This is a genomic window from Methylobacterium oxalidis (genome assembly GCF_007992195.1).
GTDB lineage: Bacteria > Pseudomonadota > Alphaproteobacteria > Rhizobiales > Beijerinckiaceae > Methylobacterium > Methylobacterium oxalidis.
This window is the reverse complement of the sequence record NZ_BJZU01000020.1, coordinates 38,463-64,158: the sequence shown is the minus strand read 5'-3', so window position 1 is coordinate 64,158 and position 25,696 is coordinate 38,463. Positions and strand designations below refer to the sequence as shown.

Annotated in this window: 28 protein-coding genes; 12 read left to right on the top strand and 16 right to left on the bottom strand. The window is 73.1% G+C overall.

Annotated features, from left to right (window positions below; translation table 11 throughout):
* Window position 1 precedes the first annotated feature (1 nt).
* The 4 genes from MOX02_RS06875 to MOX02_RS06860 form a co-directional block, all read right to left on the bottom strand.
* Complete coding sequence (locus MOX02_RS06875) at window positions 2-1,108, bottom strand: HD-GYP domain-containing protein (RefSeq protein WP_238179095.1); 1,107 nt, start codon at window positions 1,106-1,108, stop codon at window positions 2-4.
* A gap of 181 nt (window positions 1,109-1,289) precedes the next feature.
* Window positions 1,290-1,760, bottom strand: coding sequence for an RrF2 family transcriptional regulator (locus MOX02_RS06870; RefSeq protein WP_147025067.1), 471 nt, complete (start codon window positions 1,758-1,760; stop codon window positions 1,290-1,292).
* Window positions 1,761-1,805: 45 nt separating this feature from the next.
* On the bottom strand, window positions 1,806-2,294 hold the full coding sequence (gene dut / locus MOX02_RS06865; RefSeq protein WP_147025066.1) for a dUTP diphosphatase: 489 nt from the start codon (window positions 2,292-2,294) through the stop codon (window positions 1,806-1,808).
* Window positions 2,291-3,178, bottom strand: a complete 888-nt coding sequence (locus MOX02_RS06860; RefSeq protein ID WP_147025065.1) for an HpcH/HpaI aldolase/citrate lyase family protein — start codon at window positions 3,176-3,178, stop codon at window positions 2,291-2,293. Before MOX02_RS06860 ends, dut begins: the two co-directional genes overlap by 4 nt.
* A 113-nt stretch (window positions 3,179-3,291) precedes the next feature.
* Here MOX02_RS06860 and MOX02_RS06855 point away from each other — a divergent pair, with 113 nt between their 5' ends.
* The 3 genes from MOX02_RS06855 to MOX02_RS06845 all read left to right on the top strand — a co-directional run bounded on the left by MOX02_RS06855 (window position 3,292) and on the right by MOX02_RS06845 (window position 5,324).
* Complete coding sequence (locus MOX02_RS06855; protein WP_147025064.1) at window positions 3,292-4,074, top strand: DUF429 domain-containing protein; 783 nt, start codon at window positions 3,292-3,294, stop codon at window positions 4,072-4,074.
* Entirely contained in the window at window positions 4,071-4,583 is a 513-nt protein-coding gene (locus MOX02_RS06850) for an NUDIX hydrolase (protein WP_147025063.1), read from the top strand. Before MOX02_RS06855 ends, MOX02_RS06850 begins: the two co-directional genes overlap by 4 nt.
* A gap of 75 nt (window positions 4,584-4,658) precedes the next feature.
* On the top strand, window positions 4,659-5,324 hold the full coding sequence (locus MOX02_RS06845; protein WP_147025062.1) for a carbonic anhydrase: 666 nt from the start codon (window positions 4,659-4,661) through the stop codon (window positions 5,322-5,324).
* An 88-nt stretch (window positions 5,325-5,412) separates the two neighbouring features.
* On the opposite strand, the gene MOX02_RS06840 is transcribed toward MOX02_RS06845, so the two are convergent.
* Window positions 5,413-6,114, bottom strand: a complete 702-nt coding sequence (locus MOX02_RS06840) for a DUF4142 domain-containing protein (RefSeq protein ID WP_147025061.1) — start codon at window positions 6,112-6,114, stop codon at window positions 5,413-5,415.
* A gap of 375 nt (window positions 6,115-6,489) precedes the next feature.
* Between MOX02_RS06840 and MOX02_RS06835 the strand changes: the two genes are divergently transcribed.
* The 4 genes from MOX02_RS06835 (at window position 6,490) to nudC (ending at window position 9,472) form a co-directional block, all read left to right on the top strand.
* Complete coding sequence (locus tag MOX02_RS06835; RefSeq protein WP_147025060.1) at window positions 6,490-7,353, top strand: universal stress protein; 864 nt, start codon at window positions 6,490-6,492, stop codon at window positions 7,351-7,353.
* Window positions 7,354-7,470: 117 nt separating this feature from the next.
* Entirely contained in the window at window positions 7,471-8,076 is a 606-nt protein-coding gene (locus MOX02_RS06830) for a hypothetical protein (RefSeq protein ID WP_147025059.1), read from the top strand.
* A gap of 56 nt (window positions 8,077-8,132) precedes the next feature.
* Complete coding sequence (locus MOX02_RS06825) at window positions 8,133-8,549, top strand: HIT domain-containing protein (RefSeq protein ID WP_147025058.1); 417 nt, start codon at window positions 8,133-8,135, stop codon at window positions 8,547-8,549.
* Between the two features lie 5 nt (window positions 8,550-8,554).
* Window positions 8,555-9,472 carry an NAD(+) diphosphatase gene (gene nudC, locus MOX02_RS06820; protein WP_238179097.1) on the top strand — a complete coding sequence of 306 codons (918 nt, stop codon included), beginning with the start codon at window positions 8,555-8,557 and terminating at the stop codon, window positions 9,470-9,472.
* 4 nt (window positions 9,473-9,476) lie between these two features.
* Here the strand turns inward: nudC and modC are convergent, their stop codons facing one another.
* The 6 genes from modC to MOX02_RS06790 all read right to left on the bottom strand — a co-directional run bounded on the left by modC (window position 9,477) and on the right by MOX02_RS06790 (window position 14,782).
* Entirely contained in the window at window positions 9,477-10,583 is a 1,107-nt protein-coding gene (modC, locus tag MOX02_RS06815; protein WP_147025057.1) for a molybdenum ABC transporter ATP-binding protein, read from the bottom strand.
* A 4-nt stretch (window positions 10,584-10,587) separates the two neighbouring features.
* Complete coding sequence (gene modB, locus MOX02_RS06810; protein ID WP_147025056.1) at window positions 10,588-11,280, bottom strand: molybdate ABC transporter permease subunit; 693 nt, start codon at window positions 11,278-11,280, stop codon at window positions 10,588-10,590.
* Between the two features lie 19 nt (window positions 11,281-11,299).
* The gene (gene modA / locus MOX02_RS06805) at window positions 11,300-12,088 is read right to left on the bottom strand and encodes a molybdate ABC transporter substrate-binding protein (RefSeq protein WP_147025055.1); all 789 of its coding nucleotides are present in this window, start codon (window positions 12,086-12,088) and stop codon (window positions 11,300-11,302) included.
* Between the two features lie 148 nt (window positions 12,089-12,236).
* On the bottom strand, window positions 12,237-12,437 hold the full coding sequence (locus MOX02_RS06800) for a hypothetical protein (RefSeq protein WP_147025054.1): 201 nt from the start codon (window positions 12,435-12,437) through the stop codon (window positions 12,237-12,239).
* 164 nt (window positions 12,438-12,601) lie between these two features.
* Window positions 12,602-14,440, bottom strand: coding sequence for a dihydroxy-acid dehydratase (ilvD, locus tag MOX02_RS06795; RefSeq protein ID WP_147025053.1), 1,839 nt, complete (start codon window positions 14,438-14,440; stop codon window positions 12,602-12,604).
* A 105-nt stretch (window positions 14,441-14,545) separates the two neighbouring features.
* Window positions 14,546-14,782: a DUF2798 domain-containing protein gene (locus tag MOX02_RS06790; RefSeq protein WP_147025052.1), complete on the bottom strand. Its 237-nt coding sequence runs from the start codon at window positions 14,780-14,782 to the stop codon at window positions 14,546-14,548.
* A 130-nt stretch (window positions 14,783-14,912) separates the two neighbouring features.
* Here MOX02_RS06790 and MOX02_RS06785 point away from each other — a divergent pair, with 130 nt between their 5' ends.
* The 3 genes from MOX02_RS06785 to MOX02_RS06775 all read left to right on the top strand — a co-directional run bounded on the left by MOX02_RS06785 (window position 14,913) and on the right by MOX02_RS06775 (window position 19,984).
* Complete coding sequence (locus tag MOX02_RS06785; protein WP_147025051.1) at window positions 14,913-15,830, top strand: 50S ribosomal protein L11 methyltransferase; 918 nt, start codon at window positions 14,913-14,915, stop codon at window positions 15,828-15,830.
* A 41-nt stretch (window positions 15,831-15,871) separates the two neighbouring features.
* Window positions 15,872-17,716 (top strand): aminopeptidase P family protein, encoded by a 1,845-nt coding sequence (locus tag MOX02_RS06780; RefSeq protein WP_147025050.1) that lies wholly within the window; start codon window positions 15,872-15,874, stop codon window positions 17,714-17,716.
* 111 nt (window positions 17,717-17,827) lie between these two features.
* Window positions 17,828-19,984, top strand: coding sequence for a protein-disulfide reductase DsbD family protein (locus tag MOX02_RS06775; RefSeq protein ID WP_147025049.1), 2,157 nt, complete (start codon window positions 17,828-17,830; stop codon window positions 19,982-19,984).
* A gap of 37 nt (window positions 19,985-20,021) precedes the next feature.
* On the opposite strand, the gene fabI is transcribed toward MOX02_RS06775, so the two are convergent.
* From fabI to fabA, 3 genes are all read right to left on the bottom strand, one after another.
* Complete coding sequence (gene fabI / locus MOX02_RS06770; protein WP_147025048.1) at window positions 20,022-20,852, bottom strand: enoyl-ACP reductase FabI; 831 nt, start codon at window positions 20,850-20,852, stop codon at window positions 20,022-20,024.
* A gap of 371 nt (window positions 20,853-21,223) precedes the next feature.
* Complete coding sequence (gene fabB / locus MOX02_RS06765; protein WP_147025047.1) at window positions 21,224-22,450, bottom strand: beta-ketoacyl-ACP synthase I; 1,227 nt, start codon at window positions 22,448-22,450, stop codon at window positions 21,224-21,226.
* 120 nt (window positions 22,451-22,570) lie between these two features.
* Window positions 22,571-23,104 carry a 3-hydroxyacyl-[acyl-carrier-protein] dehydratase FabA gene (gene fabA / locus MOX02_RS06760; protein ID WP_147025046.1) on the bottom strand — a complete coding sequence of 178 codons (534 nt, stop codon included), beginning with the start codon at window positions 23,102-23,104 and terminating at the stop codon, window positions 22,571-22,573.
* Between the two features lie 304 nt (window positions 23,105-23,408).
* On the opposite strand from fabA, the gene MOX02_RS06755 reads away from it, so the two are divergent.
* On the top strand, window positions 23,409-24,065 hold the full coding sequence (locus tag MOX02_RS06755) for a YoaK family protein (RefSeq protein WP_238178815.1): 657 nt from the start codon (window positions 23,409-23,411) through the stop codon (window positions 24,063-24,065).
* Between the two features lie 10 nt (window positions 24,066-24,075).
* Here MOX02_RS06755 and MOX02_RS31050 read toward each other — a convergent pair whose 3' ends face one another.
* A complete protein-coding gene (locus MOX02_RS31050; RefSeq protein ID WP_170267707.1) occupies window positions 24,076-24,243 on the bottom strand; it encodes a ribosome modulation factor in 168 nt (55 codons plus the stop codon).
* A 145-nt stretch (window positions 24,244-24,388) separates the two neighbouring features.
* Between MOX02_RS31050 and irr the strand changes: the two genes are divergently transcribed.
* Window positions 24,389-24,898 carry a Fur family transcriptional regulator Irr gene (gene irr / locus MOX02_RS06750; protein ID WP_147025044.1) on the top strand — a complete coding sequence of 170 codons (510 nt, stop codon included), beginning with the start codon at window positions 24,389-24,391 and terminating at the stop codon, window positions 24,896-24,898.
* 65 nt (window positions 24,899-24,963) lie between these two features.
* Here the strand turns inward: irr and MOX02_RS06745 are convergent, their stop codons facing one another.
* Window positions 24,964-25,518: an SH3 domain-containing protein gene (locus MOX02_RS06745; protein WP_147025043.1), complete on the bottom strand. Its 555-nt coding sequence runs from the start codon at window positions 25,516-25,518 to the stop codon at window positions 24,964-24,966.
* Window positions 25,519-25,696 lie beyond the last annotated feature (178 nt).

The window sequence follows — 25,696 nt, the reverse complement described above, 5'->3', positions numbered from 1 at the left end:
CTCAGGCCGCTCCGGCTCCGGCGGGACGGTCGCGCATCAGGCCGACGATGTCCTCCCAGCGTGACAGGAAGGCGTCGACGCAGGCCGGGTCGAAATGGCTGCCCCGGTGCTCCACGAGGTAGTCGCGCGCCTTCTCGGGCGGCCAGGCCGACTTGTAGACGCGCTCCGAGATCAGCGCGTCGAACACGTCCGCCACCGCGATGATGCGCCCGCAGAGCGGGATCTCGTCGCCGGCGAGCCCGCGCGGGTAGCCCGTGCCGTCCCAGCGCTCGTGGTGGGTCAGAGCGATCTGGGAGGCGAGCTGCAGGAGTCGCGAGGGCGAATCGTGCAGCATGCGGTAGCCCCGCTCGGCGTGGCGCTGCATCTCCTCCCGCTCCTCCCGCGTGAGGGGACCATTCTTCAGGAGGATGCTGTCCGGGATGCCGATCTTGCCGATGTCGTGCATCGTGGAGGCGAGGGCGATGTCGTTCGCCGCGACCTCCGACAGGCCGAGACCCTCGGCGATGGCGATGGCGCAGCCCGCGACCCGGGTGAGGTGGTCGCCGGCCTGATCGTCGCGGAACTCGGCGGCGAGCATGAGGCGCTGGATGATCTCCCGCTCGCGGGATTCCGACTCGGCGCGGATTCCGGCCACCTGCCGGTCGAGCAGGTTCGCGGCGCGCGCCGCCTCGGCGCGGGCGAGCGAGAGGTCGATCAGCGTGCGGGCGCGGATCTGGAGATCGAGCGGATCGAGCGGGCGCATCAGCACGTCCGTCGCCCCGGCCTCGATCGCCGCGCGGCGGATCATCCGCGCCTCGCCGGTGGCCACGAGCAGGATGGGTGTTCCGGCCTGGGCCGGCTGCGCGCGGATCGCCTGGATCAGGGCGAGGCTGTCGAGCCCGTCCCCGTCGACGATCAGCAGTTCGGTGGTGCAGGCGGCCAGTCCGGGAACCTGGCTGGCGGGAAGCACCGGCGTCTCGCACCCGAGGGGGCGCAGGGCGAGGACGAGCTGGAGCGGCATTCCCGCCGCCAGGATCGGGACGAACGGCGCCCGCGCCGCGGCCGGGGCCCGGATGGCCGGGGCCGACGCGGCGGAAGGCTGCCGGGATCGCTGAATCTCCATGTTCATGCCGCCACCCGATCCGTCGACGCGGATCATGCCCGCCCGCGCGTTAAGCGACCTTGAAGGCTGCGGCGTCGGCGCGGCCCGATCGACGCCGAGACCGGGCAGTAACTGACCTTGCCGGCACCGGTCGGGCCCCGGCATCGGAGCGCGGTCGCGTCATGCGACAGTCGGCCGCGAAGCCGGATCAGATGTCGAAATGCGGGGCGGGTCTCTCGGGGCGCACCGCCTCCAGCGCCTCGGCCTGGCGACAGAGATCCTCCACCGTGACCGCGTCGAGAGCGGACAGGAAGGCCGCCTGCGCCGCGCGGATCGTCGGCGCGACGACGGTGTCCATCGGGCTTGCGGCGCCGGCCTCGTACTCCTCCTCGGCGCCGGCGGCGGCACGGGCGATGTCGCCGACGCTGATCCGCCGCCGCTCCCGCGCCAGCTCGTAACCCCCGCGCGGGCCGCGGACACCTTTCAGCAGGCCGTGGCGGACGAGGGCCTGCAGCACCGTCTCCAGGTGGCGCGGCGGCAGGCCGTGCCGGGCGGCGAGGACGCGGGCGTTGACGGGCTGCGGGCGCGCGTGGAGGGCGATGTCGATCACGGCCGCCGTGGCGAGGCGGAGCCGGGCGGCGGGGCCGGCCGGCGCGGGGAGCGGCGCATCGGAACGCATGGTGCTCACGTGTACGCTGTTCGGCCGGAGATTGCGCCCTCGGGCTCAGCGCCGGCCGCTCGACCCGAATCCGCCGCTGCCGCGGGCCGAGGCGGGCTGCTCGGCGCCAGCCTCCGCCTCGACGACGAGGCGCGGGCGCGTCACTCGGGTGAAGACGAGCTGAGCGATCCGGTCTCCCGGCTCGATCCGGATGCCCGGGCTGGGCGCCGGGTTGCGGTTCCAGGCCGAGACGAGGAGCGGGCCCTCGTAGTCGGCGTCGATCACCCCGGTGCCGTTGCCGAGGACCAGTCCCTCCCGGTGGCCGAAGCCGGAGCGGGGCAGGACGAGCCCGCACCAGTCCGGATCGCGGATCGCCACGACGATCCCCGCCGGAATCAGGGCAGGCGGCGACTGTGGCTCCAGGGTGAGCGGCCCGTCGAGGCAGGCGTGGAGATCGAGGCCGGCCGCCGCGGGCGAGCCCCAGCGCGGGAAGCCCCACGCGGGGAGGCGCGGGTCGAGGAGGCGCAGGCCGACCTCCAGGGGAGGCCCGCTCATGCCCGGCGCGCGGCGATGGCCTCGGCCATCGCGATGGTCCGGCGCGCCTCGTCCGCGTGCAGGCGCTCGATCATCCGGCCCGCGAAGGGGATCGCGCCGCGGCCCTGGGCCTCCGGCGCGGCGAAGGCGTCGAGGATGGCGCGCGCCTCCGCGATCCCGGCCTCGGTCGGCCCGAACACCGCGTTCGCCGTCTCGATCTGGCTCGGATGGATCAGCATCTTGCCGTCGAAGCCGCAATCGCGGCCCTGCTCGCACTCGGCCCGAAAGCCCGCCTCGTCCCGGAACGCGTTGTAGATGCCGTCGATGACGTCGATCTCGTAGGCGCGGGCCGCGGCGACCGCGCTCATCAGCCAGGGCATCAGGGCCGGGCGGCCCGGCACGCCGAGGCGCACGCGGCTCGCCCGGGCGAGGTCGTTCGGTCCGAGCACGAGGCAGGCGAGGCGGGTGTCGATGTCGCGCGCGGCGCTCGCGATCGAACCGATCTCCAGGATGGCGAGCGGGCTCTCGATCATCGCCCAGACCCGCAGAGCGGGCGGCGCGCCGAGGCGGCGCAGGCGGAAGCCCACGGCGACGAGGTCGTCCGTCCGGTGGACCTTGGGGACCACGATCGCGTCGGGGCCGGCGGGGGCGATGGCCGCGAGGTCCGCCTCGCCCCACGGGCTCTCCAGACCGTTGATCCGCACCGCCACCTCGCGGCGGCCGAAGCTTCGGGCGGTGATCGCCTCGGCGACGCGGGCGCGGGCGTCGTCCTTCGCCTCGGGCGACGCCGCGTCCTCGAGGTCGAGCATCACGACGTCGACGGGGAGCGTCGCGGCCTTCTCCAGCATGCGCGGGCTCGACCCCGGCAGGGACAGGACGCTGCGACGGGGGCGGATCTCGGTCATGGGGGGCGCCTCCTCCTCGCCGGGTATCCCGCCGGCCGGTTCGCCGATACCGTCCTGCGCCGGACGATTCAAGGATCGGGCGCCGCGGTCCGGCAGGGTCAGGGGGAGGGGACATGGCGCGCTGGGTCGCGGGTCTCGACGGTTGCCGGGGAGCCTGGGCCGGCGCGCTCATCGACCTCGACGATCCCGGCGCGTGGCGGGTCGGGCTGTTCCCGAGCATCACCGCCCTCCTCGACGGTCCCGAGGCGCCCCTCGCCGTCGGCATCGACGTGCCGATCGGCCTGCCCGACCGCGTGACCGGGGGCGGGCGCGTCGCCGACCTCGCGGCGCGGGCGATGCTCGGGCCCGGCGGCCGCGCCAGCGTCTTCCCGGTGCCGCCGCGATCCGCGGTCTACGCCGAGACCTACGAGGCGGCGAAGGCGCTCTCGCGGGCGGCGAGCGACCCGCCCTTCGCGCCCTCGATCCAGTGCTGGAACATCCTGCGCTACGTGCGCGAGGCGGACGGGCTCCTGCGCGAGCGGCCCGGCCTCGGACGTCGCCTGCATGAGGTCCATCCCGAGGTCGCCTTCCGCTGCCTCAACGGCGGCCGTCCGCTGGCGGGCGCGAAGAAGGGGCCGGCGCGGCAGGCGGGCCTCGACCAGCGCCGTGAGCTTCTCGCCGCGGCCGGCCTGCCTCCGGCGCTCGTCGGCTCGGACCGCCCGCGCGGCGTCGGCGCCGACGACCATCTCGACGCGATGGCGGGCCTCGTGGTCGCCCGCGACATCCTCCTCGGCCGGGCGGTGCCGCTGCCGGACCCGCCGGGGCGCGACGCGTACGGTCTGCCGGTCGTGATCTGGGCGCCGGCGTCGGTCCCGCCGGGACAGGCGGCGGAGCGGGATGCTATGCCGAGCCCATGAGCGATCCGCTGCCCCTCCGCCACATCGCCCGCGCCCTGGTCTTCGACCCGGCCGACCGCCTCCTCCTCATCGCCTACGAGGCGGTGCGGCCCATCGATCCCGCCAAGCCCGAGGAGCGCTGCTTCTGGTTCATGCCGGGCGGCGGCCTGGAGGAGGGAGAGACGCACGAGGCGGCCTGCCGGCGCGAACTCTCCGAGGAGATCGGCGTCGACGACGCGCCGGTCGGCCCCCTGGTCGCGACCTGCAACGGGCCGTTCCGGCTGTTCCGGAAGCCCCGCGACGCCCGCGAGCGCTACTTCGTCGTGCGCCTGCCCTCCGACCGCATCGATACCGCGCGGCTCGCAGAGACCGAGGACAATCCCGTCCTCGGCACCCGCTGGTGGACGCTGGCCGAGCTCGAGGCGAGCGCCGAGCGGATCGAGCCCGCGGGGCTCGCGGCCGTGGTCCGGCGCGTGCTCGCCGGGGATATCCCGCCTGGTCCGGTCACGTTGTCGTGGCGCGATGCTTGAGTCCGCAACGCTGGCGAGACATGGCAGTTACATCGCCGCCATTCTGACACGCCAAGACGGCCGGAGAGACAGACCATGTTCCCCGAATCCCTGACCGAGGGCTACCGCTCCTTCCTCGAGAACCGCTTCCCCAACGAGAGCCGGCGCTACGCCCAGCTCGCCAAGACGCAGGATCCCGACGTGCTGGTGATCGGCTGCTGCGACAGCCGGGTCTCGCCGGAGGTGATCTTCGATGTCGGCCCCGGCGAGCTGTTCGTGGTCCGCAACGTCGCCAACATCGTGCCCCCCTGCGAGACGGGCGGCGAGTATCACGGCACCTCGGCAGCGATCGAGTTCGCCGTGCAGGCCCTCGAGGTGAAGCACATCGTGGTGCTCGGCCACGCCACCTGCGGCGGCATCAAGGCCTTCGCCAACAAGGCCAAGCCGCTCTCGCCGGGCAACTTCATCGGCAAGTGGGTGTCGCTGGTGAAGCCGGCCGAGGACAAGGCGGGCGATTCCTCGGCGCCGGACTACCTGACGCGCCTGGAGCACGCGATGGTGAGCCAGAGCATCGAGAACCTCCAGACGTTCCCCTTCATCCGCGAGCGGGTGGAAGCGGGCAAGCTGGAGCTGCACGGCGCCCATTTCGGCGTGGCGACCGGCGAACTCCTCGTGCGCGACCCGGCCACGGGCGACTTCGCGCCGGTCACCGACCGGACCGGGCAGCGGCTGCGCCCCTCGGCCATGATCAACTGCGCCTGACGGCGAACACGAAAACGGCGGGCTCTCGCCCGCCGTCTCCCCCCGGCCGGCGACTGGGGTCCGCCACCGGCCGTATCTCATCCGCGGATCAGCGGACGCCCGGAAGACGCTGCGCCATCGCGTAGTGCTGCTCCAGCACCGGCAGAGCCTGCTGGGCGTAGTTGCGAAGCGCCGGGTTCGGGCCCGACGAAGCGTAGGCCTGCGTCATGGCGATGGTCTGCTGATGGGCCATCACCTGCTGGCGGCCGTAGAGACGGTCGAAGCGCGGGCCGGGCGGCGTGGCGGACAGCTCGGCGAGCATGGCCTGCTGCTCCGGGTTGGGGGGAACGATCGTGGTGCCGGCCGTCGCGTCGACGTCGCCCGTCGCGACCCGGCTGCCGACCGCCGCGCCGCGCGCGGCACCCGCGCCGATGCCCTCGACGCCGCCGACCGGGCCACCCGCCAGGGTGCCGCCGACAGCGCCCGCCGCGGCGCCCGTGGCCGCGCCGACCGCACCGCCGGCCACCGCGAGCGGCGCCTCGAGAAGGCCGCCGACCGGGCCGCCGCCCGCGACGTAGTTCCGCTCGCCGCCTGCGAGGGCGACGTTGGCCGCGCGATGGTCGCTGATGGCGTGCTGCGCGAAGTTCCGGACGGCAGGGTTGCGCGACTTCGACAGGGCGATCTGGCTCGACTGGATCTCGAAGGCGTTGGCCTGCATGGCCTGGAGGCGGAAATCGCCCATGCCCTGGGCCATCGCCGGGGTCGCGAGAGCCGTCATTAGGGCGGACATGGCAACGTACTTCTTGAACATAAGGGACCTCGATCTGCGATATTCGACGTGCGAAGCCGCCCCCGATGGTCGATGACCAATCGAGGCTGACGCCTGCACTTCAGGCCGTCAACGACGTCTTCCGGGCTTTGTTCCTAGATTGTGCGGGTCATTTTCTTAAGCCTGTGACAAGAACTTGGCCGTTGCCGCCGGCGCCCTGGCTCGAGCTTGGCAATAACTGCGGGAACCTGCGGTGGCGTGCCCTCGGACGTGTCTCGCGGGCGCGGAAAATGCGTGTGCGTCCGCGAGGCGCGCGAGTTCCAAGGCGGCCCCGGGCGATCTAGCATCGGCAGGCGAGCGCGCTCCGCGGCCGAACGCCCGGCGGCCGCGACCCGCCCCGGCTCGGAGTTCACGGTGATGAAGACGCTTCTCGTACCCGTCGCCCTGCACGACACGCTGCCCTCGGTGTTCGCGACCGCGACGCTCGCCGCCCGCCGGTTCGGCAGCCTGATCGAGGGCGTCTCGCTTCGCCCCGCCCTCGCGGAATACGTGCCCGTCGACATGGTCGGCGGCATGACGTGGCTGCGCGACGAGGAGGCCGACCGGGCCGAGGCCGAGGAGGCGGGCGAGCACTTCATCGCCGCGATGGAGGCGGCCGCGATCCCGCGCCACCCGCGCGACGGGCTCTGCATTCCCGAGAATGTCGCCGGCTGTGGTCCGCGCTACCGCTGGCGGCAGGACGTGCCGGCGGGCGACGCCTTTCTCGGCCAGTACGCGCGCCTGTTCTCGGCCACCGTCGTCGGGCGCCCGGGCGCCGAGGATGCCTCGCCCCGGATGGCGACCTTCGAGACCGCCCTGTTCGAGGGCGGCCGCCCGATCCTGCTGGCGCCGCCGACCGCGCCGACGAGCCTCGGGGAGGCGGTGCTGATCGCCTGGAACGGGTCGACGGAGACGGCGCGGGCCGTCGCCTTCGCGATGCCCTTCCTGCTGCAGGCCAAGCGCATCCTCGTGCTCAGCGTCGAGGGCGGCACGGTGCCGGGGCCGAGCGCGGAGGATCTCGCGCAGTCGCTCGCCTGCGAGGGCATCGCGGCCGCGCACCGGGCGTTGCCCGCCGGCCGCCGCACCCCGGGCGAGACCTTCCTCGCGGAGGCGAAGGAGTTCGGCGCCGATCTCCTGATCAAGGGCGCCTACACCCAGAGCCGCCTGCGCCAGATGATCTTCGGCGGCCCGACGAGCCATGTCCTCGCCCACGCCGACCTGCCCGTGCTGATGGCGCATTGAGGCTCGCCTTCCGCGCGAAACCGTGAGCGGAGGCGCCGGAACCGTGTCCGCGGGGGCCCGTTGCCGGTGATCCCGGCCAAGCTCGTCTGGCGGCGCCGGACGCTCGGCAGGATCTCCATGCGCCCCATCCTCTCCGCCGCCCTCCTGCTCCTCCTCGTCGGCGCCCCCGCGCGCGCGGAGCCGCCCGAGGATTTCGGCACCCGCTATCGGGGCACGGTGGAATCCTTCGACAACGACGTCTTCACCCTGCGCCTGCGCTCCGGCGGGACGATGGCGATCCGCATGAACGACACCACCCGCCTCCTCACCGCCTCGCCGGCCACCGTCCGCGACATCAAGCCGGAGAGCTACGTCAGCGCGGTATCGGTGCCCGAAAGCGGCACGACGCGCCGCGCCGAGGCCGTGACGATCTACGCGCCCGACCTGCGGGGATGGTTCGCCGGCCACCGCGCCTGGGACACGATGCCGGAGGCCGCGCTGACCGGCGGCTGGATCTCCGACCTGTCGGACGGCGACCCCCGCCGGGTCGTGCTCTCGTACGAGGGCGGCAGCCGGACCCTGTCGGTGCCGGCCGACACGAAGGCGACGCAGATCGTCCGCGGCGAGAAGGCCCTCCTCAGTCCGGGCGCCGACGTGACGGCCTTCGTCGCGCGCGACGAGGCGGGCAAGCCCGTGGCGGAGATCGTCGCGGTCGGCCGCCGCGGGGCGGTGCCGAGCCTCTGACGCCTCCGGACGCTCCGAGGTCCCCTTCCGGGCGAGATGCGCTAGATGCTGGCGCGATGAATCCCGAATTCGCCCTCGACCCGCGCCTCTCCGCCGACACGGTCCCGGTCGGCGACCTCGCCCTGTCCAGCGTTCTCCTGATGGACGACGCGCGATTCCCCTGGCTGATCCTGGTGCCGCGACGGACGGGGGCGAGCGAGATCACCGATCTCGGGGAGGCCGACGCCGCCCTGCTCTGGGAGGAGATCCGCCTCGCGGCGGGCGTGATGCAGGCCCTGTCGCGGCCCGACAAGGTCAACGTCGCGGCGCTCGGCAACGTCGTGGCGCAGCTCCACGTGCACGTGGTCGGCCGATTCCGCTCGGATCCGGCCTGGCCCGGCCCGGTCTGGGGCCACGGCGTGCGCCGGCCCTATCCGGCGCACGCGCGCGCCCAGCTCGTCGAGCGCGCGGGCGCGCTCTTCGCGGCGGCCTGAGGGCGGTGGCGGTCCTGTCCCGCTCCGGGCTCGGCTACGCCGAGAGCCGGCTCCGCCGCCATTCCGCCGAGGCGGGGGAGGGCGCGGTGCCGCCCCTCGACGCGCCGGACGCCGCCTGGGTTCTGCTCGCCGGCGACCGCGTGGTGCTGCGGCGCGAGCCCGCCAGCGCGCTCCTGCCGCCGGAGACGGCCGTCCGCGTGCCCGCCCTCGCCGAGCCGGTCTTCCTCGGGCGGCTCGACGGGCGGCCCGTCTTCGCCGCGGCGATCGAGCCGGCGGCGGCCGAGGACCTGGCGGCCGGAACGGACCACCACAGCCTCGACCTGCGCAGCCTCGCCGCCGACGGCGCGGTGGCGGCCCACGAACTCGGACTGCTCGCCACGGCGAAGTCGCTGCTCGCCTGGCACGCCCGCAACGGTTTCTGCGCCAATTGCGGCACGCCGACCGCGGCGGTGGCCGGCGGCTTCCGGCGCGATTGCCCCGCCTGCGAGGCCCATCATTTCCCGCGCACCGACCCGGTGGTGATCATGCTGCTGCGGCGGGGCGAGCATTGCCTGCTCGGCCGGGCGCCCCGCTTCAAGCCGGGGATGTACTCCTGCCTCGCCGGCTTCCTGGAGCCCGGCGAGACCGTCGAGGACGCGGTGCGGCGGGAGACGTTCGAGGAGGCCGGCATCCGGGTCGGCGCGGTGCGCTACCTCGCCTCCCAGCCCTGGCCCTTCCCGGCCTCGCTGATGCTCGGCTGCGTGGCGGAGGCGCTCGACGCGGCGATCACGATTGATCCCGCCGAGCTCGAGGATGCCCGCTGGTTCTCCCGCGCGGAGGTCGCCGCGATGATCGCCGGCACGCACCCGGAGGGCTTGGGCGTGCCGCCGCCGATGGCGATCGCGCACCTCCTGATGTGCGCCTTCGTCGAGGGCGCGGCCTGAGCGCTCAGATCTCGAGCGTCCGGCGCCCGGTGCCGACGCCCGCGGGATCGAGCGCGACGCTCTTCACGATGGCGTAGACGGCAAGCCCCGGCGCGAGGCCGAGGTCCCGGGCCGAGGCGCGGGTCAGGCGCGCCGCCACCGAGACCTCGCCGCAAGCGATCTCGACCATCACGGCCTCGCCGAGCGGGCTCAGAGCGGTGATCCGCCCGGGCAGCACGTTGCGGGCGCTGAGCCCGACGGGCATCTGCGTCGCCACGAGCACATCGCGCGCCGGCAGGCGCACCCGGACCGGGCTGCCGACCAGTCGATCGAAGTGCGGCAGCACCAGGCGGCCGGCCGTGCCCGTGAGCCGGGTCACGCCGCCGGAGGCGTCGTGGTCCTCCACCACCATGTCGAGGAGGGCGCCCACCTCCGCCTCGTGGGCGGGCAGGATCTCGGCCCGGCGCAGGATCGCGTCGGCCGGCCCCGCGGCGGCGACCCGCCCGTCCTCCAGCACCACGACGGTGCTGGCGAGGCGCGCGACCTCGGCCACCGCGTGGCTCACATAGACGATGGGGATGCCGGCCTCGTCCCGGAGCCGCTCGATGTAGGGCAGGATCTCGGCCTTGCGCGCCTCGTCGAGGGCCGCCAGGGGCTCGTCCATCAGGAGGAGGCGCGGCTTGGCCAGCAGCGCCCTCCCGATCGCCACGCGCTGCGTCTCGCCGCCCGAGAGCCCGGCCGGCCGCCGGTCGAGCAGGTGACCGATCCCGAGCATCTCGACGACCGGGGCGATCTCCGCAGCGGACCCGGCCCGGCGGCCCGCGAAGAAGCGCCCGTAGCCGAGATTGCCCCGCACGCTGAGGTGCGGCAGCAGGCGCGCCTCCTGGAACACGCAGGCGATCCGTCGCCGGTGCACGGGCACGCTGACGCGCGCCCCTGTGTCGAGCAGGGTCTCGCCGCCGACCACGATCCGCCCGCGGTCCGGCCGCGCGAGGCCCGCGATCAGGTGGATCAGCGTGCTCTTGCCCGAGCCCGAGCGGCCGAACAGGGCGGTGAGGCCGGGCCCGCTCTCGAAGGCGGCCTCCAGCGAGAAGGCACCTCGCTTCAGGGCGACGTCGACCGCGAGCGCCATCGCCTCAGGCCGACCCGAGCCGGCGGCTGACCCGCCGCGCGAGCACCTCGGAGGCCAGCAGCGCTCCCATCGAGACGAGGATCGAGACCAGCGTCAGGCGGAGCGCGCCGCCCTCGCCGCCGGGCACCTGCGTCAGCGTGTAGATCGCCGAGGGCAGGGTCTGGGTCTCGCCGGGGATGTTGGACACGAAGGTGATGGTGGCGCCGAATTCCCCCATCGCCTTGGCGAAGGCCAGCACCGCGCCCGCGAGGATGCCCGGCAGGCTCAGGGGCAGCGTGACGGTGAGGAACACGGCGAGCGGGTTGGCGCCGAGCGTCGCGGCCGCCTGCTCAAGGCGCCGGTCCACCGCCTCCAGCGAGAGGCGCATCGCCCGCACCATCAGCGGGAAGCCCATCACCGCGCAGGCGAGCGCCGCGCCGGTCCAGCGGAAGGCGAAGACCACGCCGAACTCGGCGAGCCACGCGCCCGCCGGACCTTTGCGCCCGAAGGCGAGGAGGAGCAGGTAGCCCGTCACCACGGGCGGCAGGATGAGAGGCAGGTGCACCAGCCCGTCGAGCAGCGCGCGGCCGTAGAAGTCGCGGCGGGCGAGGAGCCAGGCCACCGCGATCCCGGGAACGAGGCTCGCGAGCGTCGCGACGCTCGCCACCTTCAGGCTCAGGCCGACGGCGACCCACTCATCCGGCGTCAGGCCGAGCATGGCGGCGCGGACCGGCGCGTCAGAAGCGCTCGCCCGCCTGCCCCAGCACGGTGAAGCCCTGGCGCTCGAAGTGGCCGCGCGCGGCCGGGCTCTTCAGGTAGGCGAGGAAGGCGGCAGCGTTCGGATTGGCCGAATCCTTCGTCTCAGCGATCGGGTAGACGATCGGCGGATGGCTGTCGGCCGGGAAGGTCGCGACCACGCGCACGCCCGGGTCGGAGGCCGCGTCGGTGGCGTAGACGATCCCGAGCGGCGCCTCGCCGCGGGAGACGAGGAGGAGGGCGGCGCGGACGTTCTCGGCCTGGGCGAGGCGATCCCTCACGCCGTCCCAGGCGCCGAGGGCCTGGAGCGCCGCGCGGCCGTACTTGCCAGCCGGCACCGACTCGACGTTGCCGACCGCGAGGCGCCCGCCGCCGAGTGCCTTGGCGAGATCGAGGCCGGGCTTCAGATCGACGGAGAGGGGCGAATCCTTCGGCGCGACGAGCACGATGCTGTTGCGCAGGAAGTTCGCGCGGGTGCCGGGCCGGATCGTGCCGGCCCTCTCGGCGTAGTCCATCCAGGCTAGGTCGGCGGAGATGAAGAGGTCGGCCGGGGCTCCGGCCTCGATCTGCTTCGCCAGCGCGTTCGAGGCGGCGTAGGAGACCTTGGCCACCTTGCCCGTCTCCCCTCTCCAGGCGGCGGCCGCGTCGTCGACCGCGTTCTTCAGGCTCGCAGCGGCGAAGACGAGGACGGGCTCGTCCGCCCGAGCCGGGAGTGCTCCGAGGAGGAGCGCGAGCGCGCCCGCGAGCCAGATCCGCCGCGTCGATGTCATGGAGGCCCCTCGGTGTCCGGCGCCGGGTTCGGCCGGCGGCATTGCCGGGGGGATGATAAGGGCGGAGCCGGCACGCACAAGCGCCGGCCCCCGTCACGTCACCATGCGCGAGACGCGCGGGCACGACACCATGCGCGCGACGCGCGGGTCAGCCGAGCGCCTCGTCGTCGGGGCGGGCGCGGGCCGTCTCGGACCGGTGCAGGCGACTCAGCAGGACGAGGAGCTGGCCGGGCATCGGCGCGTCCAGTCCTTCGGTGCCCATCGCCTGCACGCGGCGGCGACCGCGGCGCGGTCGGAGTTCGGTCGTGAGGATCACCGGCTCACGACGGCCGGATCTTTTCTTCTTCATGCGCGAACGCAGCCTCAACAGCCTTCTCGGTTCGGAGCAGGGCCACCGAGAACGCCCCTCGGCGCTCTCCGTTCCAGCCGAGCTTACGCCCACAGGATGAACAAACTGACGCATCCTTGGGCGGTTCCCGGCCGGGCGCGCGGTGAAACGCTGAGGCGCGCGGCTCAGTCGGCCGCGAGGTTGCGCACGGCCCCCTTCGCGGCGCTCGTCGCCAGCATCGCGTAGGCGCGGAGCGCCGCGCTGACCTTGCGCTTGCGCGGAACCTCCGGGCGCCAGCCGGCCGCCTCGCGCGCGGCGCGGCGGCGGCCGAGCTCGGCCTCGTCCACGGCGAGATGGATGCGCCGGTTGGGGATGTCGATCTCGATCCGGTCACCCTGGGCGACGAGGCCGATCAGCCCGCCCTCGGCCGCCTCGGGCGAGACGTGGCCGATCGAGAGCCCGGAGGAGCCGCCCGAGAAGCGCCCGTCCGTGACGAGGGCGCAGGCTTTGCCGAGGCCCTTCGATTTCAGGTAGCTCGTCGGATAGAGCATCTCCTGCATGCCGGGGCCGCCGCGCGGGCCCTCGTAGCGGATCAGCACCACCTCGCCGGCCTTGACGCGGCCGTTGAGGATGCCGTCCACCGCCGCGTCCTGGCTCTCGAAGACGTGGGCCGTGCCCGTGAAGGTGAGGATGCTGGCATCGACGCCCGCGGTCTTCACGATGCAGCCGTCCTCGGCGAGGTTGCCGTAGAGCACGGCGAGGCCGCCGTCCCGCGAGTAGGCGTGGGCCATGTCGCGAATCACCCCCGCCTCGCGGTCGAGGTCGAGCGCGTCGAAGCGCGAGTCCTGGCTGAAGGCGACCTGGGTCGGCACGCCGCCGGGAGCGGCCCGGTAGAAGCTCTGCACGGCGGCGCTCTCCGAGCGGCGCACGTCCCAGCGGGCGAGCGCCTCGCCGAGCGTGCCGGCGCTGACGTTGCCGACGGACCCGTCGATCAGGCCGGCCCGGTCGAGCTCGCCCAGGATCCCCATGATCCCGCCGGCCCGGTGCACGTCCTCCATGTGGATGTCGGCGACCGCCGGTGCGACCTTGCAGAGCACCGGAACGCGCCGGGACAATCGGTCGATGTCGGCCATCGTGAAGGGCACCTCCCCCTCGTGCGCGGCGGCCAGGAGGTGCAGGACCGTGTTCGTCGAGCCGCCCATGGCGATGTCGAGGGTCATCGCGTTCTCGAAGGCCGCGAAGCTCGCGATCGCGCGCGGCAGCACGCGCGCGTCGTCCTGCTCGTAGTAGCGGCGGGCGAGATCCACGATCAGGTGGCCGGCCTCCACGAACAGGCGGCGGCGGTCGGCGTGGGTGGCGAGCACCGAGCCGTTGCCGGGCAGCGCCAGCCCCAGCGCCTCGGTGAGGCAGTTCATGGAATTGGCCGTGAACATGCCCGAGCAGGAGCCGCAGGTCGGGCAGGCCGAGCGCTCGATGACCTGGACATCCTCGTCCGAGACCCGGTCGTCGGCCGCGGCCACCATGGCGTCCACGAGGTCGAACTTGCGGGTCACGCCCTTCAGGACGGCCTTGCCGGCCTCCATCGGGCCGCCCGAGACGAACACGACCGGGATGTTGAGGCGCAGGGCCGCCATCAGCATGCCGGGCGTGATCTTGTCGCAGTTCGAGATGCAGACCATGGCGTCGGCGCAGTGCGCGTTGACCATGTACTCGACGGAATCGGCGATCAACTCGCGGGAGGGCAGGGAGTAGAGCATCCCGTCGTGGCCCATGGCGATGCCGTCGTCGACCGCGATGGTGTTGAACTCCTTGGCCACGCCGCCGGCCTGCTCGATCTCGCGTGCCACGAGCTGCCCGAGATCCTTCAGGTGGACGTGGCCGGGCACGAACTGCGTGAAGGAGTTCACGACCGCGATGATCGGCTTGCCGAAATCGGAATCTTTCATGCCGGTGGCGCGCCAGAGGCCGCGGGCGCCGGCCATGTTGCGGCCGTGGGTGGTGGTGCGGGAGCGGTAGGCGGGCATGACGTGCGTCGGGTCCGGACGGTCGGGCTCTCGGCCCGTTCGCCGCACCCTCTCTCACGAATGGGTGCGGGACTTCAACGCGCCCGCGCCCGGCCACGCTTCCCGTCAGCCCTGCTCCTCCAGCGTGAGCGCGTCGGCGAGGCGCCGGATCAGCGGCGCGGCGAGGATCACCACGGGCAGCATCGCCGCCCAGGCGAGGAGCCACGCGCGCAGCCAGCTCGCGAGGAAGGCGCCCTCGGCGAGGAGCGGCACGCTCGCGATGCCGGAGGCGATGCCGCAGGTCAGCCCCGACTGGATCACCCCGTAGACGAAGTGGCTGTGCCGGCGCGACAATCCGAGCATTGCGCGTGTCCTTCCCCTGCCTTGCGCCGGCTCGGCCGGATTCACGCCGCGTGCCAGCGCGGGGCTCGGTTCCGCGATCGGACGCACGGGCGGCGTGACAGGCGGGCCGCGTGCGCTTAGAGCCGGGCCCATGCTCGAAGGCCTGCCGCCCCACCGCCCGACCCACGTCCTGCGCCTCCTCACCGACGAGGCGTCGGCCCGCGCCATGACCGACCTCCTCGGCGAGATGTTCGACCCGACCGAGACGGCGGTGGCCGCCTTCGAGGCGGAGGACGGGGTGACGTGGCGGCTCGAGGCGTACTTCTCCGAGGCGCCGGACGAGGAGATGGTCCGCGAGCTGATCCGCCCGATCGTCGGCGATCAGGCGGACGCCGCCGATTTCCAGACCATCGACCAGCAGGACTGGGTGCGCGCCTCCCTGGAGGGCCTGAAGCCGGTGCGGGCCGGCCGCATCCTCGTGCACGGCGCGCACGACCGGGAGCACGTCCGCGCTAACGACCTGCCGATCGAGATCGAGGCCGCGCTCGCCTTCGGCACCGGCCACCACGGCACCACCCTCGGCTGCCTGCGCGCCCTCGTCGCCGCGATGAAGCGCGGCCGTCCGGCGCGGGTGCTCGACGTCGGAACCGGCACGGGCATCCTCGCCTTCGCGGCGGCGCGGGCGCTGCGCAAAGCCGTCGTGGCGGGCGACCTCGACCCGGAGGCCGTGACGACCGCGCACGCCAACGCGCGCCTGAACGGCCTGACGCCCTGGCTCCGGCTCTACCAGGGCCCCGGCGTCCAGAACGCGATGGCGAACCGCCCGCGCCACTTCGACGTGGTCTTCGCCAACATCCTGGCGCGGCCGCTGAAGCGCCTCGCCCCCTCGCTCACGGCCGTGGTGGCCGACGACGGCGTGCTGATCCTCTCCGGGCTGATCGAGCGCGACGTGCCCGGCGTGCTCTCGACCTACGGGCACCAGGGCTTCCACCTCGCGCACAAGGGGGTGATCGAGGGCTGGGCGACGCTCGTCCTGCGCCGCGGCGGGGCGGCTCCCCGCCCGCGCTGAACCCGGTTGCCGGGCCGGGACGGGCGACGTAACCCTTCGGCATGACCTCCGCCGTCCCGACCAGCCGCCACCGCTTCCAGACCTTCGACGATCCGAGCCGCCGCAAGGGCCCGGAGCGGATCGCGGCGCTCCGGGCGGCGATGCGCGAGGCGCGGGTCGACGGATTCGTGGTCCCGCGGGCCGACGAGCACCAGTCCGAGTACGTGCCCGCCAATGCCGAGCGCCTCGCCTGGCTCACCGGCTTCACGGGCTCCGCCGGCACGGCGATCGTGCTCGCCGACGTCGCAGCCCTGTTCGTCGACGGGCGCTACACCCTGCAGGCGCCGGAACAGGTCGATACGGGCGTCATCACCCCGGTTCCCCTGGCCGAGAAGACGGCCGAGGCGTGGCTCGGCGAGACGCTGAAGGAGGGCGCCGTGCTCGGCTACGACCCCTGGCTGCACACGCCGGACGGCGTCGCGCGCCTGGAGCGGGCCGCGACCAAGGCCGGCGCCACGCTACGGGCCGTCGACGGGAACCTCGTCGATGCCGTCTGGGCGGGGCGTCCCCGCCCGCCGGCGGGGCTCGTCGTCGTGCAGCCGGACGCACTCGCCGGCGAGGCGGCCTCGGCCAAGCTCGCGCGCATCCGCGAGGCCCTCACAGAGACCGGCTGCGAGGTCCTCGTGATCTCCGACCCGCACAACCTCGCCTGGGCCTTCAACCTGCGCGGGGGCGACGTGGCGCACACGCCGCTCGCCCTCGGCTACGCGCTGGTGCCGCGCGAGGGCCGGGCGAGCCTCTTCCTCGCCTCGCCCGAGATCGCGCCCGAAGCCCGCGCCGCCCTCGAACCGATCGCCGACATCGTCCCGCGCGCCGCCCTCGCGGAGGCGCTGGCCGGGCTCGGCACTGGCCGCACCCGGCTCGACGCGGCGACGGGTGCCGCTGCACTCAAGGGCCTGGTCGAGGCAGCGGGCGGCGTCGCCGATGTCGGGCCGGACCCGGTCACCGCCATGAAGGCGGTCAAGAACGCGGCCGAGATTGCCGGCACCTGCGCCGCCCACCGCCGCGACGGGCTCGCCCTGACCCGCTTCCTCGCCTGGCTCGACGCCCGCGCCGCCTCGGGCGGCATCGGCGAGATCGAGGCCGTCGAGGCTCTGGAGGATTTGCGTGCCGCCGGGGGCGAGCTGCGCGACGTCTCCTTTCCGACGATCTCGGGCTCCGGCCCGAACGGGGCCATCGTCCATTACCGGGTGACCCACGCCACCGACCGGCGGGCCCGCCGGGGCGAGCTGTTCCTGATCGATTCCGGGGCGCAGTACCGGGACGGCACCACCGACGTCACCCGCACGGTGTCGGTGGGTGAGCCCACCGCGGAGATGCGCGACCGCTTCACCCGCGTGCTGAAGGGGCACGTCGCGATCTCCCGCGCCGTCTTCCCCAAGGGCACGACCGGGGCTCAGATCGACGCCTTCGCCCGTCTCGCCCTGTGGGAGGCCGGGCTCGACTTCGACCACGGCACGGGGCACGGCGTCGGCAGCTTCCTGTCCGTGCATGAGGGGCCGCAGCGCATCGCCAAGACCGGCACGGTGGTGCTCCAGCCCGGCATGATCCTCTCGAACGAGCCGGGCTACTACAAGGCCGGCGCCTACGGCATCCGCACGGAGAACCTCGTCCTCGTGCAGGAGGCCGAGATCGCCGGAGGAGAGCGCCCGATGCTCGGCTTCGAGACGCTGACGCTCGCCCCCTACGACCGTCGCCTGATCGAGCCGGGCCTGCTCTCGGCCGCCGAGATGGCCTGGATCGACGCCTATCACGCCCGGGTCCGCGAGACCCTCGCGGGGGATCTCGAGCCGGAGACCGCGTCCTGGCTGGAGCGTGCGACGGCGCCGCTCGCCCCTGCGGCCTGAGCCACCCGCGGCGGCATCCCGCGCCGGCCCTCGGTTCCGGCTTTCCCGCAAAGGCCGTATGATCGGGGTGGACTGGCCGCGCCGCGAGCCGGCGCGGGTGACAAGGGCACGATGATCCGGCTTCTCTCCCTCCTTGTCCTGATCCTCGGCACAGTCGGCGCCGGGGCGCAGGGCTTCAAGGCGCCCACGGACCTCGTCCGGGCGAGCCTCGTCGCGGAGCCGGTCTCGGTCCGCGCGGGCGAGCCCTTCACCGTCGCGCTGCGCATGGTGATGAAGCCCGGCTGGCACGTCTACTGGCGCAATCCCGGCGATTCCGGTCTGCCGCCCGAGATGGTCTGGACGCTGCCCGCGGGCTTCTCGGCCGGACCGATCCGGTGGCCGGCGCCCCACCGCATCCCCGTCGCCCACCTGATGAACTACGGTTACGAGGGCGAGACGGCGCTCCTCGTCACCCTCACGCCGCCGCCGAGCCTCGACCCGGCGGCGCCGGTGCGGCTCTCGGGCAAGCTCAGTTACCTCGCCTGCGAGACCGAGTGCGTGCCCGGCTCCGCCAACCTGAGCCTGACCCTGCCCGTGGCGTCGGGTCCGGTGCGGGCCGACCCCGCCAGCATCGCCCTCTTCGCCAGGGCCCGCGCCGCGCTGCCGAAGCCCGCTCCCGATCCGGTCCACCTCTCCGTGGAGGGCGATCGTCTCGTCCTCGCGCTAGGCAGGCTCGGTCTCGACCCGGCCGCCGTCCTCACCGCGCACTTCTTCCCCTATTCCGAGACGGCGATCGACAACGCCGCCGCCCAGGAGCTGAAGACCGACGCGTCCGGGCTCCGGCTCACGCTCGTGCGCGCCACGCCCACGGATCCGCCACCCGCGACGCTGCCGGGCGTTGTCGTCGTCGAGACGGATGGCGACGGCGCAGTCCGCCACGCCTTCGCGCTCGGCGAAGAGCCTGCGGCCCCGCCCGCGGCGGGGCAGATCCCGGACGTGGCGGCCTCGGCCCCCGTCGCGTCCGCGGCCTCCGAGGATGCGCTGACGCTCCTCGGCGCGGCGGGCCTCGCCTTCCTCGGTGGCCTGATCCTCAACCTGATGCCCTGCGTCTTCCCGGTCCTGTCGATCAAGGTGCTGAGCCTCGTGCGCCACTCCGGCGAGGCGCCGACGCGCGTCCGGCTGCACGGGCTCGCCTACACGGCGGGCGTCCTCGCGAGCTTCCTGGCGCTCGCCGGCCTGCTGATCGCGCTGAAGGGCGGCGGGGCGACGATCGGCTGGGGCTTCCAGCTCCAATCGCCCCTCGTCGTGGCGGGGCTCGCCTACCTGCTCCTCGCGATGGGCCTCAGCCTGTCGGGCGTCGTGCATCTCGGCGGCGGCCTCGCCGGCTTCGGCGACGGGCTCGCCCGCCGCGGCGGGCTGGAGGGCTCGTTCTTCACCGGCGTTCTCGCGACGGTGGTGGCGACCCCCTGCACCGCCCCGTTCATGGGCGCGGCGGTCGGGTTCGCGCTCACCCAGTCCGCGCCGATCGGGCTCGCCGTGTTCGCGAGCCTCGGCCTCGGCCTCGCGCTTCCCTTCCTGCTCCTGACCGCTTGGCCGGGCGCTCTGGCGCGGCTGCCGCGGCCCGGCGCCTGGATGGAGACCCTGAAGGGGGCGCTCGCCTTCCCGGTCTACGCCACCGCCGCATGGCTCGTCTGGGTGCTGGCGCAGCAGGTCGGCCCGGCGGGCCTCCTCGCGGGCCTCCTCGGTCTCGTTCTGATCGCCTTCGCGGCCTGGGCCTGGGAGCAGGGCCGCCGCGCAGGCCCCACCGCCGCGCGGCTCGCCCAGATCTGCGCCCTGGCGGCGCTCCTCGGCGCCGGAGGGCTCGCCTTCGGGCTCGACCGGGACCGGGCCGTCGCCATGAGCGCGGCGGGGGAGGGGGCCGAGACCTTTACCCAGGCGCGGCTCGACGCGCTTGTGCGCGAGGGTCGGCCGGCCCTCGTCAACATGACGGCGGCGTGGTGCATCACCTGCCAGGTCAACGAGCGCACCGCCCTGGCGACGGAGAGCGTCCGCTCGGCCCTGACGGACCGCGGCATCGCCTATCTCAAGGGCGACTGGACGAACCAGAACCCGGAGATCACCCGGCTCCTCGAGCGTTACGGACGCAGCGGCGTACCGCTCTACCTGCTCTACACGGGCACGGGCGAGCCGGTCGTGCTGCCGCAGATCCTGACGAAGGGCACGGTGCTCGCCGCGCTGGAGGCGGTGCGGCCGGCGGCCGGGGCGCGCAGCGCGGGGCTGCACCCTTGAGCCGTGGGACGAGGACGTCGGACCTGCCCGGGTCCTGTCACTCGTCGCCGACCACCCCTGCGGCGTCCTGCGCCTGCAGCACGTCGGGGCGCGGCATCGAGATGATGTTGTATCCGGAATCCACGAAGTGGACCTCGCCCGTCACGCCGCCCGAGAGATCGGAGAGCAGGTAGAGCGCGGAGCCGCCCACATCCTCCAGGGTGACCGTGCGGCGAAGCGGGGCGTGCGCCTTCTGGTGGTTGAACATCAAGCGCGCATCCGCGATTCCGGCTCCCGCGAGCGTCCGCATCGGGCCGGCCGAGAGGGCATTCACCCGGATGCCGTTCGGCCCCAGATCGGCCGCGAGGTAGCGCACGGAAGCCTCCAGCGCGGCCTTGGCCACGCCCATCACGTTGTAGTTCGGCATCACCCGGGTCGAGCCGCCGTAGGTGAGCGTGAGGAGCGAGCCGCCTCCGCTCATGCGCTTGGCCGCCCGCTGCGCGATCTCCGTGAAGGAGAAGCACGAGATCGTCATGGTCCGGGAGAAGTTCTCGCGCGTCGTCACGTCGACGTAGCGGCCCTTGAGCTGAGCCTTGTCGGAGAAGCCGATCGCGTGGACCACGAAGTCCAGCTCGCCGCCGAAGCGCTCGTCGAGCGCGGCGAAGGCGGCGTCCACCGAGGCGAGATCCTCGACGTCGCAGGGGACCACGATGTCGGAGCCGAGGCGGGCGGCGAGCGGGCCGACGCGGCGCCCGAGGGCCTCACCCTGGTAGGTGAAGGCGAGCTGGGCACCGTGCTCGGAGAGCATCTTGGCGATGCCCCAGGCGATCGAGTGATCGTTCGCCACGCCCATGATCAGGCCGCGCTTGCCCGTCATCAATCCCGTCATGCGCCTGTCCGCCCCGCTGCTGAACGCCCGCCGTCGCAAGGACGGCTCCGAGTGAGGCTTAGCCCGGCGCTCGCGGGCCTGTCCAATCACGCGGTTCGGGCCGCGCCGGCCCAGCCCATGCCGGCGGGACAGAAAAAAGCCCCGCCGGAGGGCAGGGCTCGGGTGGTCTATGCGGGGTGCCGGGCGGCTAGAAGTAGCCCCGCGTCCCGGACCGCGCATCGTCGATCAGGGTCTGCTTGGTGTAGACGGCGGCAATCCCCATCAGGGTCGCGCCGCCGAGAGCCGCGAGGGCGATCCAGAGCATCTGCGAAGATCCTTGCGTGTTGCAAGAAAAACGCAGGCTCAAGGTTTCCGTTCCGTTTCCGGACCGGTCAGGCGTCGACGTGCTTCAGCACCAGGGTGGCGTTGGTGCCACCGAATCCGAACGAGTTCGAGAGGACGTGACCGAGCTTCGCCCCGTCCCGCCGCTCGCGCAGGATCGGCATGTCGGCGAAGGCCGGGTCGAGCTCGTCGATATGCGCGCTCTCGCAGATGAAGCCGTTGTTCATCATCAGGAGCGAGTAGATCGCCTCCTGCACGCCGGTGGCGCCGAGCGAGTGGCCCGTCAGAGACTTCGTCGCCGAGATCGGCGGGCAGGCGTCGCCCGTTCCGAACACCTCGCGGATCGCCTCGATCTCCTTCTCGTCGCCCACCGGCGTCGAGGTGGCGTGCGGGTTGATGTAGTCGATGCGCGCTCCCTTCAGGCCGGCAAGCGCCTGCCGCATGCAGCGCACCGCGCCCTCGCCCGAGGGGGCCACCATGTCGTGCCCGTCCGAGGTCGCTCCGTAGCCCGCGACCTCACCGTAGATGCGGGCGCCGCGGGCGCGGGCATGCTCGTACTCCTCCAGCACCAGGACGCCCGCCCCGCCCGCGATGACGAAGCCGTCGCGGTTGGCGTCGTAGGCGCGGGAGGCCCGGGCCGGCGTGTCGTTGTACTTGGAGGACATGGCCCCCATGGCGTCGAACAGGACGGAGAGCGTCCAGTCGAGCTCCTCGCAGCCGCCCGCGAAGATGATGTCCTGGCGGCCGGCCTGGATGATCTCCGCGGCGTTGCCGATGCAGTGGTTCGACGTCGCGCAGGCCGACGAGATCGAGTAGTTCACGCCCTTGATCTTGAACCAGGTCGCGAGCGTCGCGGAAGCCGTCGAGGACATCGCCTTCGGCACCGCGAAGGGCCCGACGCGGCGGGGGCCCTTGTCGGTCGCGATGGCGGCCGATTCCACGATGGTGCGGGTGGAGGGACCTCCCGAGCCCATGATGATGCCGGTGCGGTCGTTCGAGACGTCGCCCTCCTCGAGCCCCGCATCGCGGATCGCCTGATCCATCGCCACGTGGTTCCAGGCGGTGCCGCCGCCGTGGAAGCGCATGGCGCGCCGATCCACCACGCCCTCGGGGTCGAGGCTCGGCGCCCCCTCCACCTGACTGCGGAAGCCGTGCTCGGCGTAGGAATCCGAGCGGACGATGCCGGAGCGCGCCTCACGCAGGGAGGCCAGCACTTCCTGGGTGTTGTTGCCGATGGATGAGACGATGCCCATCCCGGTAATCACGACACGGCGCATGAAAGTCGATCTTCTCCGCAGCGGCGCTTGCCCGCGCGCCGCGCTCTCCGGCTCACCTAGGACGGCGCGGGCCCGATCTCAACCGGTGCGTACGCACGACGTCCCGCATCGGGCGGCGCCTCAGGACTGGAACAGGGCGACGCGCAGGTCCTGAGCCTCGTAGATCCGCTTGCCGTCGGCCTCGACGTTGCCGTCGGCGATGCCGAGCACGAGCTTGCCCTGGCGAACGCGCTTCAGGTCCACATTGTAGACCACTTGGCGCACGCTGGGCAGCACCTGATCCGTGAACTTCACCTCGCCGACGCCGAGGGCGCGGCCACGTCCGGGGGAGCCGAGCCAGCCGAGATGGAAACCGACGAGTTGCCAGAGCGCGTCGAGGCCGAGGCAGCCCGGCATGACGGGGTCGCCCTGGAAGTGGCAGCCGAAGAACCAGAGGTCCGGCCGGATGTCGAACTCGGCCCGGACATGGCCCTTGCCGTAGGCGCCGCCCTCCGTCCCGATCGAGGTGATGCGATCGAACATCAGCATCGGGGGCAGGGGAAGCTGAGCGTTGCCGGAGCCGAACAGCTCGCCGCGCCCGCAGGCCAGCAGGTCCTCGTAGCTGTAGCTCGACGCGCGGGGCGGGGCCGGCGGGGCGGTCTCTGCGGAAGACATGAAGGCGCTACGGTCCTCGGCTCGCGTGGGGTCTCGACGGTCGCGCCGGGCGTCTGAAACCCGGCGCGGCGGAAATCGCGGCCTCGTTAGCACAGGGGGCAAGCGCCATCAAAGCACGGTCTCGCGCCCCAACCCCGCGCCTCCTCCCATCGTGGCATTCATTGTACCAGGGCATGCGCTTGAGGTAGATGGCCGCCGGGATGCAACGTCCGCGATACGTTCCGGAGATACGGCCTTGAGTTCGCAGGCTTCCGCCCAACCTTCCGCCGCCGCCGCTCCGGACCAGAGGGCGTGGCGGGACCTCCTGGCGGGAACCGGCCTCGGCTTCGTCGCGGGCTTCGTCGACGCGGCCGGGTTCGTCGCGCTGTTCGGCCTGTTCACCTCGCACGTCACCGGCAACTTCGTGCTGATCGGGGCGGAGCTCGTGGCCACGTCGAGCGGCGTCATCGCCAAGCTTCTGGCGCTGCCGGCGTTCGTCTTCTCGGTGGCCGGCACCCGCCTCCTGACCCTGGCGCTTGAGCGTCGGCGGGCCTCGACCCTGCGCTGGCTCCTCGCGCTCGAGGCGGTGATGCTCGCCCTCTTCTGCGCCGTCGGCATCGCCCTCTCGCCGCTGCACGCCGCCGACGCGCCCGACGCGATCCTCGTCGGGATGCTGGGCGTCGCGGCGATGGGCGTCCAGAACGCCATCGCCCGGCTGGCGCTCGCGCACCTCGCCGCCACCACGGTCATGACCGTCAACGTCACCCAGGCGGTGATCGACGCCGTCGATCTTCTGCGGCTCGGCAGGCAGGGAGCGGGGGCAGCGCGCGGCCGGATCGGCCGGATGCTGCCGGCCATCCTCGCCTTCGCGGTCGGGGCGATCGCGGGCGCGTTCGGAATCGCCTACTACGCCTTCGCCTGCCTCCTCCTGCCGATTCTCGTGCTCGCGATCCTGATCCCGCTGGTCGGGCGGGAGCGCTGAGGATCCGATCTCACTCGGCGGCGTTGCTCTCGTCGTCGGGCTTTTCCCAGCCGCGCTGCCACAGAGCGTGCGCCTCGCTGCCCTCGGGGTAGGGATTGGCCTCGGCGGGGTCGCCCCGGTCGCGGGCGTGGCGCCCCTCCTCGCGGGCGGTGGCGGGGGAGAGGCTGGACAACGGCATGCGGGTCTCCCAGAAAACCGGGGACGCCGCGTCCGATGTGCTGTGCGCGGACGTCCCCCGACGACGGCTCGGGTTGCGGGGGCGCGGCCCCTCTCATATACTACGCGGCAAAATTCCTTCTGTTCGCGAGCATTCAGTCCCGCCGATGTCCGATCTGGTGCCCCTTCAGGCCGTGCTGAACGCGCGGACCTCCACCCTCCTGGGCGAGGCCGCCGGTGCGGGCCGTCGTGGCTGCCCGCTGTCGGATCTGCGGGACCGACTGCGCCGCGCGGGCCTGCGCCCCACCCGGCAGCGCCTCTCCCTCGGCTGGCTGCTGTTCGGCCGCGGCGACCGCCACCTGACGGCGGAGATGCTCTACGACGAGGCCATGCGCGCCAAGGTGCCGGTCTCGCTCGCCACCGTCTACAACACGCTCCACCAGTTCACGGAAGCGGGCCTGCTGCGGCAGCTCGCGCTCGACGGGTCGAAGGCCTATTTCGATACCAATCCGAGCGAGCACCACCACTTCTACCTCGAGGACGAGGGGCAGGTGATGGACATGCCCGATTGCGGCATCACCGTCGATTCGCTGCCCGACGCTCCGGAAGGCATGGAGATCGCGGGCGTCGAGGTGATCGTGCGCCTGCGCCGCCGTCCCGGCAGCCGCCAGAGCTGACACCCGCCGGCTCATCGAAGCCGCGGAGAGCAGGCCCGGTCCCCCCGACCGGGCCTGTCCTCGTTTCAGTCGACCTTCTCGTTCGGGTAGACGCCCCAGAGCCGGTCCTGGCGGATGTAGCCGTCGACGTCGCCGCGCTTGTCCGGCAGGGCCACGATCAGGCGGCACCACGTGCCGGTGCAGCTCTTCACGCTGCCGATCACGCCGGCCTGCAGCCGCGCCTCGTCCGAGGCGCCCTCGTCGGCCCGGGCGCGCAGCGGCACCGGCGCGGTCCGGTCGCCGCCTTTCGGCGCGGTGACGATGGCGGTGCGGCGCCCCGACAGGAGGGAGTGCAGCACCCATCCCTCCGTGCCCTCCGAATCCCGGATCCGGCGCCAGGTCTCGAACTCCGCCACGATCTCCACAGGCAGTCCGGCGCGCTGGAACACCCAGAGGGTGCGGTGGTCCTTCGAGGGGCCCTCGCGCAGGTTCACGCGGTCCGTCTTCAGGCTGGCGTAGCGCGGGAGCGGCAGCTTGGTCACCGGGCCGGTGCCCGGCTCCGGCGCTCCGGCGGTCGGCGCCGCGAGGGCGGGGCCGACGAGCAGGGCGAGGCCGGCGACGAGAAGGGCAAGGGAGCGCATCGTCCGTCTCCTGATTTCCGCGGGGCACGGCCGTGCGGCCTCCGGAACCCTTGCCGATGCCGCGCCTCCCGAGCGAGAGGCCGCGGACCGCATTGTGTTCCGCACCCTCTCTGCTAGAGAGGCCGGAGGGCCATTCCTGGGCGGCCCCGGGCGTCGTCGGGTCCTGTCTGACGGAAAA